The sequence below is a fragment of the Mycobacterium kyogaense genome (assembly GCF_003254575.1).
GTDB classification, from domain to species: Bacteria; Actinomycetota; Actinomycetes; order Mycobacteriales; family Mycobacteriaceae; genus Mycobacterium; species Mycobacterium kyogaense.
The window spans coordinates 1-14,769 of record NZ_QJUA01000073.1 but is presented as its reverse complement, the minus strand read 5'-3'; the positions used below and the strand labels follow the sequence as shown (position 1 = coordinate 14,769).

Here is a 14,769-nt window from a genome sequence, read left to right as displayed (position 1 = left end):
GCTCGCTTCCGCCGGTGGTCCGGCCGGCTGCGTCGACACCTACGGCGCGGCGCAGCCCGTGCCGTAGGTGTCGACGCAGCCGGCCGGACCACCGGCGGAAGCGAGCGGGGCGAACGCGAGTGCGGCAGCGGCGGCACACGCAGCGATCACAGGTTTTTGCAGCATGCCGACACCTCTACCCGACCGTCGATTTGTCAAACCCAGAGATCACGGCGTGTGCTCCTGGATGTAGCGGTCGGCGTCCTTGTCTTCAGTGTCGACGCCGGTGATGGATTGGCGTTCGGCGTAGAACTGCAGCCACTTCATACCGAGTTCGTTCCGCAGCTCGAGGGTCGCGCTCTTGATGAAGTCGGGCATCGCCTCACGCTCCTCTTCGTCGAGATGGGAGCCGTTCTCCTTACGGGCAGCGTTCACCGCTTCGAACCACTCGTCGCTACCCGGCTGGTGTTCCCGGGATCTCCGCACCGCCTCGCGGATCGCGTTGTGATCGGTGATCGCGTCCTCGGTCTCGTCTTCGGGATCCCCCTCAGGGTTGCCCGGATCGTCCCGTCCGCCGTGGGCCAGCAGAGCCGGGTAGAACACCGTTTCCTCGGCGTCGGCGTGCGCGTCCAGCCGGGTACCGAGGGAATCCCAGATCGCGGCCAGTTCCTCGGGCGAGCGCGCGTCGTCCAGGCGGAAGAACTGGCGGCGTAGCCAGTCGTGATCGGCGTAGATGAGATCGATGATGTCGGCCATGCGCCCAGACATACCCGGGTTTCCCCCGCTGGAACCGGGGTACGACGGTGCGGTGGAGCGAGACACCGAGCAGAGGTTCGATGTCGTCGTCGTCGGGGGCGGCAACTCCGGCATCAGCGCAGCGGCGCGCTTGCTGCGCAAGGGGTTTGAGCGTATCGCTGTCGTCGAGCCGCAGACCGTGCACACCTATCGGCCCCTGCTGTCCTACGTCGGGGGCGGACAGGCCTCTCTGCGCTCGGCGGAGCGGACCCAGCGCTCGGTGACGCCGTCGCGGTGCACCTGGATTCGCGACGCCGCGGTATCCGTCGACCCGGCGGACTCGACGGTCGAGTGCGCCACAGGCCGGCGGCTGCGGTACCGGGACCTGGTGATCGGAACCGGGTTGGTACCCGATGACGACGAATTACCAGGCGTCGCCGCGGCTCTGGAGACCCCGGCCGTCGCCAGCAACTACCTCGACCGCGCGGAGAAGACGTGGTCGCGCATCGACGCCATGCCGGCGGGCGGCAGCGCGGTGTTCACCGTGCCGCGTGCCCCGGTCAGCTGCACCGGAACCACGATCAAGCCGCTGTTCCTGGCGGCCGCGCACTGGCGCGACACCGGGCGTCTGCCGGGGGTGGAGATCACCCTGGTGATCGACCGGCCCCACCTGCTGGGTGTGCCCCAGATCGACGCCCGGCTGACAAAACGGTTGGCGGACTTCGGGGTTCGCGTCCTCTACGACACCGCGGTGTGCGAGCTGAAACCGGAGGCACAGTCGATCACCGTCCGGGGTGGGGAGCTACTGCACTACGACTTCCTGCATCTGGTCCCGCCGTTCCGGGCTCCGCGGTGGGTGGAGACGTCGGGGCTGACGGGGCAGCAGCCCCACGGTCTCGTCGACATCGACCCGACCACACTGCAGCACCGCACGCACCCCAACATCTGGGCGGCCGGTGATGGCGCCGCCATCGACACCGACCCTTCCGGCGGGGCGCTGCGAAAGCAGATCGCGATCCTCGTGCACAACGTGCGCGCTGCCCGCGAGGGAGCCGAGTTGAAGGAGTACGACGGGTACACCGTCGCGCCCATCACCACCGACCGGCACCGCCTGATCGCCGGCGAGTTCGATCGCCGCGGCCGGCTCTCTTCGTCACTGCCGTCGTTCCTCGATTCGACGAAACCCCGGCGCTCGGCGTGGGTGTTCGACCGCTACGCGCTTCCCCAGACTTACTGGCGCGGCATCCTCAGAGGGCGGTTGTGACGGCTCCTGGCTGACGCGTCGGCGTGATGCGGGCCTTGACCCCGTACACCGAGGCGCGGGCCAGCAGTTCGCGATAGAACTCGTCGGACACGACGGGTGTGCGGCTGAGCAGGAAACCCGACAGGCCCGTCGGATCGCTGACGATGGCCCACTGGTAGTCCGGGTCCAGGTCGACGATCCAGTAGTTGCCCGGTGGGTTGGCGTTCGGCTTGCCGAAGAACGTGACCTTCAGCTTGCTGTTGTTGGAGTCGACGGGCAGCGCGGTGCCCCGGATGGTCGACTCCGGGCCGTTGTCGAAGAAGTAGTTTCCCGAGTTCGCGACGCTGATCGAACCGTCCGAGTCGAGACCGTAGACCGCCTTGGTGTTCACCAGACCGATCGAGAAGAACTGCTTGACGCTGCCCACCTCGTACCAGGTGCCGAGGTAGGAGTTCACGTCGACGACGGGCGGAGGTGCCAACACGACGGCCGAGGTGTCGCCGAGCACGATGTACTGGTCTGGCGCTCCGTAGATGCCGCTGCCGTCGGCCGGACCGAGGCCCCGGTACAGGTCGTTGATCCACCCGGACGCCAGGGTGTACACCGCCGCGGTGTTGCCGGGCGCCGAGAACCGGGTGACCAGCTGCGCCAACAGATCGATCACCGGATTGGCGCCCAGCAACGAGTCGACGTGCGACCCGCCGGCCAGCGTCACCCCGACGAACTGCCCGGGCCGCGCGGCGACGAGTTCCTTGGTGGTGGCGCCGAAGAGGTTGCCGGCCTGCGGTGGCGCCGCGATCTGATAGACCGGGACGTCGCCGAGGCGGGTCAGCGCCTCGGGGACGACGTTGGTGAAGGCGAACCCGTCGAACATCACAACGCCGCGCAGGTTGCCGCCGTTGCCGGGATCGGCTTCGTAGTAGCCGCCCGCGGCGGCAGCCAGACCGCCGCCGGCCGAGTGCCCGGTGAGCACGAAGTCCTCGGGCAGATCGCCGGTGTACCCGGCAGCGAGCGCGCTCGTGAGGAGTTCGTTCTCGTCGCCGAGGAACAGGTCGGCCACCGCCTGCTGGGTCTGCGCGCCGTTGAGCCAGCAGCCCCCGCAGCGCAACGACGGGAACGACGGGATGTTGGGCACCACGACGATGCTGTTCGTCTGCTGCGACAGGTCTTTGGCCAGCGCCGAGTAGAAGAACTTGCGACCCATGAAGCCGTGCTGCAGGTAGATGACGCCGGTCGCATCGACCGAGCCGTCGGCCTGAGTGGGGAAGTACCAGTCCGCCCGGGTCTTGAGGTCCTTCTCGCCGACCGGGATGTCGAGCTTCGCTTTCCCGGTCCGCACCCCGGTGACGGTGTTCGCCGCCTCGACCTGCGCTGCCTGCGCGACGACCGGGGGTTCGTCTGCGACGCTCCGGTCGTCGGCGCCCCGCAGCGTGAACAGTCGCTGCCGCGTGGTGCGCGTGCTGGCTGACTCGTCGGCGTCGGCGGCGTCGCCGCGCAGCGTCGCGCGACCCCGGCGAGTGGTGGACGCGGGGACCGTCGCCGGATCGTCCTCGGCGGCGCGGGCCGCCCTGCGATCGGCGGCACGGGTGAACGTGCGGTCGGGCTTCTTCTCGGTTTTCTCGATTTTCTCGGTCGCGCCGGCCGGTGTGTCCCGTGTGGGACCCGGGTCCGAGGATCGGGTCGGCGCGCTGTCGCCGGTGTCGGAGTCGGCGGCGGCCACCCCGTGCCCAGCGCCCACTGCGATGCAGGCGCCCGCGCCTGCAGCAAAGAACCAGTAACCCCAGTGTCTTGACGTCACGGCCACGAACCTAGCCCGCCGCCGCCGTGTCGTGGAGGTATTTGTCGACGACGTCAGTGAGGCGTCACGTACAAAGGCGGGATGCCCGCACAACCCGAGGTGAAGATCTGCCCAGTGTGCGGCCGCCCATTCCACAACCGGAAGAAATGGGCCTCGCGCGGGCAGTGGGACCAGATCGTCTACTGCTCACGCCGCTGCCGCGGCGCCGCGGTCAGAAAACCCGGATCCAGTCGATGAGCATCTGCGCCGGATAGGTCCCACCTGCGGGTTCGCGCCCGCCGGAGCCGCCGACGGCGATGTTGAACACCGGCGCCAGCGTGTACCCGGGATCGTTGAAGGGCCAGTCGTCGATCGAGTTCGCGGGCACCGTGAAGAACGGCTCCATCCCGGGCTGGTAGTCCTTCCAGAAGTACATGCCCGTCGGCAGCCACGTCATCCGCCAGGTGTGCCAGCCGTTGTCGATCGGATGGCGGTCGGTGGCGAACGACGTGCCGTCCAACCGGGCGTGCACCGTAGTCCCGGAGGGCCAGTCGTTGTTGCCGTACCACTCGACGAGGTCCACTTCGCCGCCGCGCACCGGGTTGTCGTTGAGGAGCCAGAACGCCGGCCAGGCGCCGTCGGTGAGGCAGTCGAGCTTGATGCGCGCTTCCCAGGTCGTGCCGACGCCGCCGCGCCAGTTCCCGATGATCTTGGCGCTCGCGTACTTCTCCTGGATGGTCGTGCCGGGCCCGCGGGTGGCGCGGATGACCAGGTTGCCGTTGCCGTCCTGGAAGACGTGCTCCTGATCGGTGACGTAACGGCCCATGTTGTAGGGCTTGTCCCACTCGACGGGGTTCTTGATCGTCTCGCGCTCGGGGACGATGAACCACCATGCCGGATCGGGCGGTGCGCCCGCGGGACCGTTGAACTCCTCCTGGAACAGGAACACCGGCCCGGGGTCGACATTCGCGGCCGGGGCCGGCGGGGCTCCCGGCGGAGCGGGAACGGGCGGCACGTCGCCGGGCAGGGGCTGCGCGTTGGCGGTCCCGGTGGGCCCTGTGGTGGGCAAGGCGACGGCAGCCGCGCCCACACCGAACATGAACATCAGGTGACGACGATCCATTTCTGGCACCGAATGACCATAAATGATCACGGCTGGGGGTGATCGGCCTTCACACCCTCAAGATCCGGTCGTGTCGACGGTGGTTTGGCGTCGACGGCCACGGGCTACCGTTCGTCGTGTGATTCTCGACGACGCCGTGCGGTTGGCCGGCCGAACGGCTGCCCGGATCGTCACCCGCACACCCCGCTACGAGTTGGCCGGCCGCGTCGTGTTCATCACCGGCGCCGCCCGGGGATTGGGGGCCGAGACGGCCCGGCGCGCGCACGCCCGTGGAGCACGGGTGGCACTCGTGGGTCGCCGGCTGGCGCCGCTCCAGCAGCTGGCCGATGAGTTGGGTTCGGGCGCAGCGGCATTCGAGGCGGACGTGACCTCGGCGGAGCGGCTGCAGCAAGCGGCGGACGATGCGGTGGCCACGTTCGGTGGCATCGACGTCGTGATCGCGAACGCGGGTGTCGCACCGCCGTCGCACACCGTGGCCACCATCTCCCCGGATGCTTTCGAGCACACCGTCGACGTCGACCTGCTGGGCCAGTGGCGCACGGTGCGCGCCGCCCTGCCCGCCGTGCTCGAGCGTCGCGGGCACGTGCTGCTGGTCGGCTCGATCTACGCGTTCTTCAACGGCGTGCTGGCCGCGCCGTACGCCGTGAGCAAGGCCGGCGTCGAGCAGCTCGCCCGGACATTGCGGGTGGAGCTGGCTTCCCACGGCGCGACCGCGGGCATCGCCTATCTGGGGTTCATCGACACCGACCTGGCTGCCGATGCGTTCGCCGATGCTTCGGCCGCGGCCATCCGACAGGCCGTGCCCCGCGTCTTCACCAAGGAGATGACCGTCACCGAGGCCGCCGATGCTCTGCTCGACGGGATCGAGCGGCGTGCGTCGCGGGTCAGCGCACCGGCCTGGGTGCGCCCGCTGCTGGCGCTGCGGTCGGTGACCACCGCGGTGATGGACGACGTACTGCTGCACAACCGCAACGTGCAGGCCGCCATCACCACGGCCGAAGCGACGGCCGAAGCGACGGCCGAAGACACTGCGCGGCAACCCGATTCGTGATCAGGCTGCCAGCGTGCCCGATGCCGACTGGCCCGCGACCACGGTGAGCAGTTCCGGGATCGTCAACTCGCCCCAGCCGGCGTTCACCGGTCCGCGCGCGGTCCCCAGCCACGGCACCACACCCGGGTCGGGCACGACGTCGAGGTGGTAGGCCTGGATTCCCGGCAGGTGGTACTGGAAGAAGTTGCCGAAGAAGTCAGCGAGGAACACGAGATTTCTGATCGGGCCGGTGTGCCACAGGGTCACCGCGTTCAGCAGTGGTGTCATGGCCGCGGGATCCCCGATGAGCACGATGTTGCCGTAGTGCGGCTTGCTGCCCCCGCCCGGCACGTAGGGCGGCATGAACGGTTGCAAGCCCGGCACATCGGTCGCCATGAACCCGGCCGGGTCACCGTAGGTGATGATGTTGACGAACATCGAGTCCCGGCCGTTTCCTTCGACGGTCGTGTTCATGCCGGGTGCCTCGAAGCTGACGCCGGGAAGACCGAGCTGCTGGGCGACGTACTGCGCCTCCCAGCCGCCGAGTGAGTGCCCGGTGACGAAGATGTCGTCGGCGTCGTAGCCCTGCTTCTCCGCAGCGGCCTGCACCCGCTTGGCGAAGCGCAGGGCGTCGTAGAACGCGCGAGGAGTCTTCGAGGTGAAGATGATCTGCGTGTCGGTGAACAGTTGAGCGGGTGCGATGAGCGGATTGAACAGCAGGTTCGTCCCGCCGGTGGTGCCCTGGTAGGCGATGACGACCTGCCCCTCCGGCGTCACCCAGGCCCGGGCGGCCATACCGGACAGGATGTTCGCCGAAGCCAGCTGAAAGCCGTTGACGGTGAACGGAACCAGGCCTTCGGGCGTCGTGCCGAGCCCGTACGCCGACGCCGATGCGTTGAGGAATTGCGCCACCGTCGGCGTCGTCCCGGTCGGGGGTCCGTCGTAGGTCACCTCGGGAATGGCCGGTTGTGGCGGTGGGGTTCGATCCAGGCGCAGCCACTTCTCGCCCTCGCGGAAGATCGCGAACAGCAGATCGTTGATCGGCGGGATGATCTTGATGGGCGGCTGCGGGCCGCTGGTCGAGGACGTGATGTCCAGGACCTGCAGCACCGAGTTGACCAGGCGCGCGGGCAGTTGAATTAGCCTGCCCAGCGGTGAGAGCGGCTGTGGCGCCGGTGCGTCGGCGGTGGGGGGTTCGGTGACCGTGACAGTGACTGCAGCCGGTTCGGGGACGGTGTCCCGGGACGGCTGATCGGTGCGAACGAGTCTCAGGTGGCGCGCTGGCGGGGCGTCGCCTGTGGTGCCTGCGTCCGCCGCGGTCCGGACCGCGGTCTGGCTTTTGTTCTCGCTGCGGTCCGTGTCGTCGTCATCGGCCGCCAGCTGAGCCTCTCGGCGCGCCTCCCGGTCGGCTTTGCGCTGCTCCCGGTTCTCCTGCAGACGCTCGGTGAAGCGCTTCCACGAGGGACGTTCGGGACGATCCCTGTCGGAAGACGTGTCATCCGGCGCGTCGGCGCGGTCGACCGCCTGTGGCGCCTCGCTCTGGTGGCTCACGGAGGGCTCGGAGCCCGGGTCGGCCGGGTCCCCCCACGCGAGAGCCGGCGCCGGAGCCGTTATCAGGGCCGCGCAGAGCGCCGCGGCCGCGGCGATCGATCGAACGGTCGAGCGTCGGCATGCCCGCCGCGCTGCACCACGTGTACTCATCACCGCAAACCACCCGTCCTCGGAAGCGCGCCGGTGACAACATACGTTGTCGTGTGAGCGTAGTCACACCGCAGGTCCGAATGCCGCCTGCTCGGCCGTCGCGGCGCGTCATCGTCGATGGCTTTCGGGATTGCCCTGGGAATGTCGGCGACTGATGCGGATGGGCGAGTGGACCCCGGTGGTCTCACAACCCGGCGGCAGCCGTGATCGCACCGGTTCGGGTCCCGTCGGGAAAGGCTGGCGGTTACACTTCCGTCAATTGCCGGCCGCCGGGGAAAAGCGGTGTCGGGCAGGGTTGACTTCCCGGGGGTGATCTTGAAAATGACTGAACAGCACGATCTTTCAAACGTCGCAATGTCTCCGGTGGGTGAACCGCGCTCGCGGGCGGACGGCCGGCGATGGAGGACTGAGTTTGCGCGAGCCGAGATCGGCGCGTGCCGGCCCGGAGGCTCGCGCGGCTCCGCGTGGGTGGGGCGTGCCGGCGCGCTCGCCGTCGCGCTGGGGATCGGTGCAGCCGTGGTGTCCATGCCTTGCCTGGCATTTGCTGACACCGGCGGCTCCGATGGCGCCGGCTCGACGACACAGAGTGCATCGACGCCCACACGGTCGCGCACAGTGAACGCTGTCCATGACAGCGGAACGTCACGCGAGGAGGCCCGCTCTGCACGGCGAAAAGCCCTCACACCAGTGGCCCCCCGGCACATCGAGCACCGGGTGACCGCACGCGAGGCTCGCGATACCGACGTCGAGAAGGAGCCGCGATGGCGCGAGAGGACGGAAGGGATCACAGCGAGCGGGGTCACCGACGCGCCGGCGCCGCCCGCCGATTCGACACGACCGACCACCCGGGTACGGATGTGGTTGTCGGATCGACAGACAAGGGAACGGTCCCGGTCCGTGGGAGACGAGCCGGTCTCACCGGCGGTGGTCCCGCTGGTGTGGGGCGCCGGGCTGACCGCGCGTCGCGAGGCGTTGGCAGACAAGATCGGACTATTCGGCGCGAGTGTCCAGCGGATGAGCCTGCAGCTGCAGGCGGCGGTGAAGGGCGGTAAGACGAGTTCGTCGATCACCGTGGGCTTCCCTCAGGGCACGACGTACGTGACCGAGGGGAACGGCGGACCTCGGGTCCAGCTCGTGACAGTCCAGTTGTCTGGTGCGTCCAAGACCGCGGTGACCGTCCAGTACACCGTGTCCGGCTACACCGGGACCGGATATCGGGCGACGGTGGGCGAGGACTTCGTCGCCGCCTCGGGGTCTGTCGTGTTCGCGCCGGGACAGACGTCGGCGACGATCCCGATCACGGTCATCGGAGACACGAAGTACGAGCCGGACGAGATCGTCCGCGTCGAACTGACCAGCGCGGTCGGGGCGCTGATCGTCCGGACCGCGGGTCAACTGCTCGGTCAGAGCAACGTCGTCGTCGCCGACGACGATCCGGCGTCCGGCATCGGGATGACGCTGCACCTGCGCGGCGCCGATGCGGCGACCGTCAAGAAAGAGTTCGACCTGATGGCGGAGATGGGCGTGACATGGGTGCGCATCGACATCGATTGGTCGGCGGTCCAGTCGACGAAGCGCCGCCTGGATTGGGCGCAAACCGATCTCCTGGTCAACGAGGCGGTCGCGCATCAGATGAACGTCCTGGTGATGCTCGGCTTCACCCCGGCGTGGGCGCGGTCGTCGGCGACACAGTCGCTGGCGGAGCCGACCCATGCCCGGCCCACCGATCTGGCCGACTTCGCGAAGTTCGCTCAGCTGGCCGCGCAGCGGTACGCGCCGTTGGGGGTGAGTTCCTGGGAGGTCTGGAACGAACCGAACACCGCCAAGTTCTGGCCCACCATGCCCGACGCCGACGAATACGGCCGAGTTTTCAGGGCAGCGGCGAGCGCCATCCGTGGGGTCGACCCGCGCGCGACGCTTCTCATCGGCGGTCTCAGCCCCCAGTACGACGGGGCGGTCGGCGAGACTCCTCCCGTGACGTACCTGGAACAGCTGTACGCCAACGGGACCGCGCAGCTCGCCGATGCGATCGCCGTGCACCCGTACAGCTACCCGTACCTGCCGATGGATCCTGCCCAACCGCAGGAGGGCGGCTTCTACGACCTACCCGCGCTGCAGGCCGTCATGGCCAGTCACGGTGACGGCGACAAGCAGGTCTGGATCACCGAATACGGCGCGCCCACGGGCACGAGCGTCAACGCCGTCTCCGAGGAGCAGCAGGCAGCGATCCTGCTGCAGGCTCGGGATCAGGTCGCGCTGTGGAACTGGGCCGGGCCGCTGATGTACTACGAATTGGTCGACGGTGGAACCGATCCTGCCAACGGTGAGCAGAACTTCGGGGTGCTGCGCGCCGATCTCTCGCTCAAAGCTGCCGCCCGGGCACTGATGGACGCGGTGACGGTTCGGCTGTGAGCCAGGCGCCTCTGCGCATCACCGCACTCACCGACAGCTGCTCATCGAGCACCACCAGGTCGGCGGCTGATCCCGCGGCGAGTTCGGGGCTGGGTAGCCCGAGTGCGGCGGCTGGGGTCACCGACGTCTGCGCCACCGCCGCCTGCAGGGCTTCTCCGCGCGGCAGATCGCTGTGCAGAACAGCACAGCGGAGCACCTGGTCCATCGTCGCCGTACTCCCCGCGATGGTGTCGCTGCCCGCCACCCGCGCGACCCCGCCGACCACGTCGACCGCCAGCGGGCCGAGGTCGTAGCGGCCGTCCGCCATGCCGGTCGCCGCCATCGCATCGGTGATCAACGAGATACGTTCTGGCCCAACAGTTCGTGACACCAGTCGGTAGATGGCGGGCGCGAGGTGCACCCCGTCGGTGATCAGTTCCACCGTGACCCGCTCGTCTTCGAGCAGTGCCGCGACCGGACCCGGTTCCCGGCGATCGAGCGGCCGCATCGCGTTGAACAGATGAGTGGCGACCGTCGCCCCGGCGTCGATCGCGGCCCGGGTCTGCGCGTAGGTCGCTTCGGTGTGTCCGACCGCGGTGACCACTCCCGCTGCAGTGAGTCGTTCGATCGCGGCGATCGCCCCGGCGCGTTCCGGAGCGAGGGTGACCATCCGAATCGTGCCGTCGCCGGCCTCGAGGACGGCATCGATCTCGGCGGGCTCGGGATCCCGCATCAGCGCCGGCTGATGTGCTCCGCAGCGCTGCGGAGACAGCCACGGACCTTCCAGGTGTATCCCGTCGATCAGTCCGGACCGGACGTCGCGCGCCAACGCGGTCACCTGGCGGAGCAGATCATCGGGAGCGGCGGTCACCAGCGATGCGATCAGCGTGGTGGTGCCGCGGCGGCGATGTGTCGTGACTGCGGTGGCGGTCTGCCCGGAATCGGCGGCGGTGAAGTTCGCCCCGCCACCGCCGTGCAGGTGGGTGTCGACGAACCCCGGCACGACGCTCACCGCGCCGAGGTCACGGTCGACCGGCGCGGGCGAGTCGCCCTCGCCGAGCGCGCCGATCGAATCGCCGACGACCTCAATCCACCCTGGCTGCAACGACTTTCGCCCGGTGAGGACGGTATCGGCGCGCAGCAGCACCTCAGATGCCCTGCCAGTCGGGTTTGCTGCGATACGTCTCCCGGTAGTAGTCGACCAGCTGGAGCCGCCGCGCGGCCGCGTCGTCGAGCAGCACGGTGACGTGCGGATGGTGCTGCAACACGGTCGCAGGCCACATCGCACTCACGGGTCCTTCCACCAGGTGGTGCACGGCCTCGGCTTTACCTCGCCCCGTCGCGACCAGCACGATGTGGCGCGCTTCGGAGATGGTGCCCAAACCCTGCGTCAGACAGTGCGTGGGTACCGCGTCGACGTCGTCGTCGAAGAAGCGGGCGTTGTCGATGCGGGTCTGCCGGGTCAGTGTCTTGATCCTGGTGCGCGAGGCCAACGACGACCCGGGCTCATTGAACCCGATGTGCCCGTCGGTGCCGATCCCGAGGATCTGCAGGTCCACCCCGCCCGCGGCGCGGATCGCATCCTCGTAGGCCGCACACGCCGCCGGGATGTCAGCGGCCAGACCGTCTGGCCCCTGCACCGCACCATCGGCGAAATCGACCCGGGAGGCGAACACCGCGTCGATCACGGTGCGGTAGCGCTCGGGGTGATCGGCTGGTAGACCGACGTATTCATCGAGGGTGAAGCCTCTGGCCTGCCGGAACGACAGCTCGCCCGCCTCGTACCGGGACACCAGCTCGTCGTAGATGCTCAACGGGGAGGACCCGGTGGCCAATCCGAGAACCGCATCCGGTTTCCGGTTCAGCAGTGCGCTCACCGCGTCGGCAGCGATCCGGCCGATGTCGGTGCGATCCTGCAGGACAACGACTTCCATCAGCCACCGGCCGTGAAGAGGCCGTCACCCGAGGTGAGCACGGCGCCTTCGAGAACGGCCTCGTCCGGGGTGATGTTGCCGGGCTCACGCTCGTCCATCACCACCACCGGCACAATCGGATTCAAGCCCTTGGCGACGATCGCGGGCACGTCGTAGGTCGTCACCGTCTGTCCCGCGGTCACCTCGTCGCCCTGGCTGACATGGGTCGTGAAACCCTCACCGTCGAGCGCCACGGTATCCAGCCCGAGGTGCACCAGCACACCCACGTTGTCGGCCGTCATGATCACGTAGGCGTGCGGCATCAGCTTGAGCACCTTGCCGGCTACCGGAGCGACCGCCTCGATCACCTCGTGCGGCGGGTCCACCGCGGCGCCGTAGCCGACCATGCCCGCCGAGAACACCGGATCGGGGACATCGGCGAGCGGGACGGCGCGGCCCGCAACGGGGGCGAGGACGGATGTGGTGCTCACAGGCGCAACTCCTTTTGTCGATCGGATGAAAGCCGATCGCACCAAGAATAGGCTTGCAGAACTTGCGCACGGGCACGAAACCGGCGAGAAGGAAGGCTGACCTGTGACGGATCGATCTGCGAAACCACAAGAAGCGCAGAAGAAATCAGGTATGCGGATACCCGGATTCGCCCAGTTGCAGCGGCTGGGGAAGAGCCTCATGCTGCCCATCGCCGTGCTGCCCGCCGCGGGCATCCTGCTGCGGCTCGGGCAACCGGATCTGCTGGGACGGATCGAGGTCCCGGTCATCGGGGCCTTCTTCAAGGCGATGAGTGCGGCAGGCGACGCCCTGTTCACCAACTTGCCGCTGCTGTTCGCCGTCGGTGTCGCCATCGGTTTCGCGAAGAAGGCCGACGGTTCGACCGCGCTGTCTGCCGTCGTCGGCTACCTCGTGGTGCAGGCAGTCTTCAAGACCATGTCGCCGATCGTGCTGGCCGGCGAGGTCGACAAATCCGGTGAGCAGGCGTTGATCAACTACAGCGTGTTCGCCGGCATCGTGGTCGGGTTGCTGACGGCATGGCTGTTCGATCGCTACCACACGATCGAATTACCCTCGTATCTCGGCTTCTTCGGCGGCAGACGCTTCGTCCCCATCGTCGTCTCACTGGCGTGTCTGTTCCTCGCGTTCGCGATGAGCTACTTCTATCCCATCTTCGACGCGGGTCTGACCGGCCTCGGCGAATTCATCGGTGGGTCGGGAGCAATCGGCGCGTTCGTCTACGGCTTCGCCAACCGCATGCTGATTCCCCTGGGGCTGCACCACATTCCGAACTCCTACATCTGGTTCCTCTACGGCGACTATCAGACACCGGGCGGGGAGAACGTCACCGGTGAGCTCACCCGCTTCGCCGCAGGGGACCCGACCGCGGGCATTCTCACGTCCGGCTTCTACCCGATCCTGATGTTCGGGCTGCCCGCTGCGGCGCTGGCGATGATCCACGTCGCGAACAAGAAGCAGCGCAAGGTGGCGGTCGGCATCCTGTCGGCAGCCGCCCTGACCGCGTTCCTCACCGGTGTGACCGAACCGCTGGAATTCGCGTTCATGTTCGTCGCGTTCCCGCTCTACGTCATCCACGCCGTCCTGACCGGCCTGTCGTTGGCGATCGCCTACCTGCTCGACATCCACCTGGGGTTCTCGTTCTCCGCCGGACTGATCGACCTGCTGCTCTACGGCACGGCGCCGGCTGCCAAGAACATCCCGCTGCTGATCGGCATGGGTGTGGTGTTCTTCGTCGTCTACTACCTGCTGTTCCGGTTCGCGATCACGAAGTTCAACATGCGCACCCCGGGACGTGAGCCCGACGCCGAGTTCGAGGCCGAGGAGCAGGCGAACCTCGAGGCGGGTGCGGACGCAGCGCCTTCTTCTGCGGGCGCGACAGCGGTCGCTGCGCCGGCACAGACGAAGGCGGAGGAGCTGATCGCGGCGTTCGGTGGTCGCGAGAACCTGATCAACGTCGACGCGTGCATCACGCGGCTGCGGATGGAGGTCGCCGACAAGTCGAAGGTCGATCAGGCGCGTCTGAAAGCTCTCGGCGCGGCGGGCGTCATCGAGGTGGGCAACAACGTGCAGGCAGTGTTCGGCACGCAGTCCGAGGTGCTGAAGAACGACATCAGGGACGCCCTGTAGCCCTTCGATCCTGCGGGTCAGCCGACTTTCTGCAGCTGGAACGGGCTCTGGGTGACGATGCCGCCCGCGCATCCGAAGTTCGAGTCCGAGGAGACGACGCCCGCGAGAGTCACGGGGTCGATCGACATCGCCACGACGGCGGGTTCGTAGTGGCCGTCGTCGCAGGTGAGTCCGCCCGGCTTGGACACGGTGAAGTCCCAGTGACCGTTGGTGAACGTGGTGGGCGCGGTCCAGCCCTGGTTGCTGGACACCGTGCCGGTGCACCCGGCGGGGCTGCAACTGGTGGCGATGGTCCAGACGTTGTACGGATCGCCGTCGGTGGAGCCGTAGGTGCCGTTGAGTAGGGGCGGGTCGGCGGCAGCGTTGCCGGCGAGGGTCAGGGCGGCCACCGCCGGTGCGGCGACGAGGGCCATGATGCGGAAAGCCTTGCGGGCGGACTTTGCCATAGTCTTCGCAATGTACGGCCTGGTCAGGGTCGGAAGCGGTAGGCGGATTCGGTTGTGGCCGTTGTGTCGCCGAACCGAGATCTGATGCGGTGCCGAACCATCCCGGACGGGCGGTCCGGCACCGCTGGGGATCAGAGCGGAATCCAGAGTCCGAAGAACCAGAATCCCCAGGCGTGGAACCCGGGGTCGAAGACCGGTGTCACCCGGTGTCCCCAGTAATCGAAGGGCGCGGGCGGCGGTCCCCACGGCGGGGGCAGCGGGCCGTGCGGCCTGG

14 protein-coding genes are annotated in these 14,769 nt (G+C 68.2%); 5 read left to right on the top strand and 9 right to left on the bottom strand.

Annotated features, from left to right (window positions below):
- Positions 1-39: 39 nt before the first annotated feature.
- A complete protein-coding gene (locus tag DMB80_RS28875) occupies positions 40-165 on the bottom strand; it encodes a hypothetical protein (protein ID WP_276131574.1) in 126 nt (41 codons plus the stop codon).
- Positions 166-207: 42 nt separating this feature from the next.
- On the bottom strand, positions 208-735 hold the full coding sequence (locus DMB80_RS26930; RefSeq protein ID WP_111512627.1) for a hemerythrin domain-containing protein: 528 nt from the start codon (positions 733-735) through the stop codon (positions 208-210).
- Between DMB80_RS26930 and DMB80_RS26925 the strand changes: the two genes are divergently transcribed.
- A complete protein-coding gene (locus DMB80_RS26925) occupies positions 734-1,978 on the top strand; it encodes an NAD(P)/FAD-dependent oxidoreductase (RefSeq protein ID WP_111512626.1) in 1,245 nt (414 codons plus the stop codon). The two genes, DMB80_RS26930 and DMB80_RS26925, sit on opposite strands and share 2 nt — an antisense overlap.
- On the opposite strand, the gene DMB80_RS26920 is transcribed toward DMB80_RS26925, so the two are convergent.
- Complete coding sequence (locus tag DMB80_RS26920) at positions 1,962-3,755, bottom strand: lipocalin family protein (RefSeq protein ID WP_111512629.1); 1,794 nt, start codon at positions 3,753-3,755, stop codon at positions 1,962-1,964. The two genes, DMB80_RS26925 and DMB80_RS26920, sit on opposite strands and share 17 nt — an antisense overlap.
- Positions 3,756-3,836: 81 nt before the next feature.
- On the opposite strand from DMB80_RS26920, the gene DMB80_RS26915 reads away from it, so the two are divergent.
- Positions 3,837-3,992: a DUF2256 domain-containing protein gene (locus tag DMB80_RS26915; RefSeq protein ID WP_111512625.1), complete on the top strand. Its 156-nt coding sequence runs from the start codon at positions 3,837-3,839 to the stop codon at positions 3,990-3,992.
- Here the strand turns inward: DMB80_RS26915 and DMB80_RS26910 are convergent.
- Positions 3,967-4,857, bottom strand: coding sequence for a glycoside hydrolase family 16 protein (locus DMB80_RS26910; protein ID WP_162938728.1), 891 nt, complete (start codon positions 4,855-4,857; stop codon positions 3,967-3,969). The two genes, DMB80_RS26915 and DMB80_RS26910, sit on opposite strands and share 26 nt — an antisense overlap.
- 118 nt (positions 4,858-4,975) lie before the next feature.
- Here DMB80_RS26910 and DMB80_RS26905 point away from each other — a divergent pair, with 118 nt between their 5' ends.
- On the top strand, positions 4,976-5,908 hold the full coding sequence (locus tag DMB80_RS26905) for a short-chain dehydrogenase/reductase (RefSeq protein ID WP_240431411.1): 933 nt from the start codon (positions 4,976-4,978) through the stop codon (positions 5,906-5,908).
- On the opposite strand, the gene DMB80_RS26900 is transcribed toward DMB80_RS26905, so the two are convergent.
- Positions 5,909-7,438: a hypothetical protein gene (locus DMB80_RS26900; RefSeq protein ID WP_240431410.1), complete on the bottom strand. Its 1,530-nt coding sequence runs from the start codon at positions 7,436-7,438 to the stop codon at positions 5,909-5,911.
- 1,047 nt (positions 7,439-8,485) lie between these two features.
- Between DMB80_RS26900 and DMB80_RS26895 the strand changes: the two genes are divergently transcribed.
- Positions 8,486-10,000, top strand: a complete 1,515-nt coding sequence (locus DMB80_RS26895) for a cellulase family glycosylhydrolase (RefSeq protein WP_162938727.1) — start codon at positions 8,486-8,488, stop codon at positions 9,998-10,000.
- Here the strand turns inward: DMB80_RS26895 and nagA are convergent.
- Genes nagA through DMB80_RS26880 form a run of 3 tightly spaced genes read right to left on the bottom strand, consistent with a single transcriptional unit; the run spans position 9,951 to position 12,383 of the window.
- A complete protein-coding gene (gene nagA, locus DMB80_RS26890) occupies positions 9,951-11,126 on the bottom strand; it encodes an N-acetylglucosamine-6-phosphate deacetylase (protein WP_111512621.1) in 1,176 nt (391 codons plus the stop codon). The two genes, DMB80_RS26895 and nagA, sit on opposite strands and share 50 nt — an antisense overlap.
- 1 nt (position 11,127) lies before the next feature.
- Positions 11,128-11,913, bottom strand: coding sequence for a glucosamine-6-phosphate deaminase (gene nagB / locus DMB80_RS26885; protein ID WP_073685016.1), 786 nt, complete (start codon positions 11,911-11,913; stop codon positions 11,128-11,130).
- On the bottom strand, positions 11,913-12,383 hold the full coding sequence (locus DMB80_RS26880; RefSeq protein WP_111512620.1) for a PTS sugar transporter subunit IIA: 471 nt from the start codon (positions 12,381-12,383) through the stop codon (positions 11,913-11,915). The genes nagB and DMB80_RS26880 overlap by 1 nt, the downstream gene beginning before the upstream one ends.
- 151 nt (positions 12,384-12,534) lie before the next feature.
- On the opposite strand from DMB80_RS26880, the gene DMB80_RS26875 reads away from it, so the two are divergent.
- The gene (locus DMB80_RS26875) at positions 12,535-14,049 is read left to right on the top strand and encodes a PTS transporter subunit EIIC (RefSeq protein ID WP_111512619.1); all 1,515 of its coding nucleotides are present in this window, start codon (positions 12,535-12,537) and stop codon (positions 14,047-14,049) included.
- 17 nt (positions 14,050-14,066) lie between these two features.
- On the opposite strand, the gene DMB80_RS28895 is transcribed toward DMB80_RS26875, so the two are convergent.
- Positions 14,067-14,495 carry a hypothetical protein gene (locus DMB80_RS28895; RefSeq protein WP_111512618.1) on the bottom strand — a complete coding sequence of 143 codons (429 nt, stop codon included), beginning with the start codon at positions 14,493-14,495 and terminating at the stop codon, positions 14,067-14,069.
- Positions 14,496-14,769: the final 274 nt, after the last annotated feature.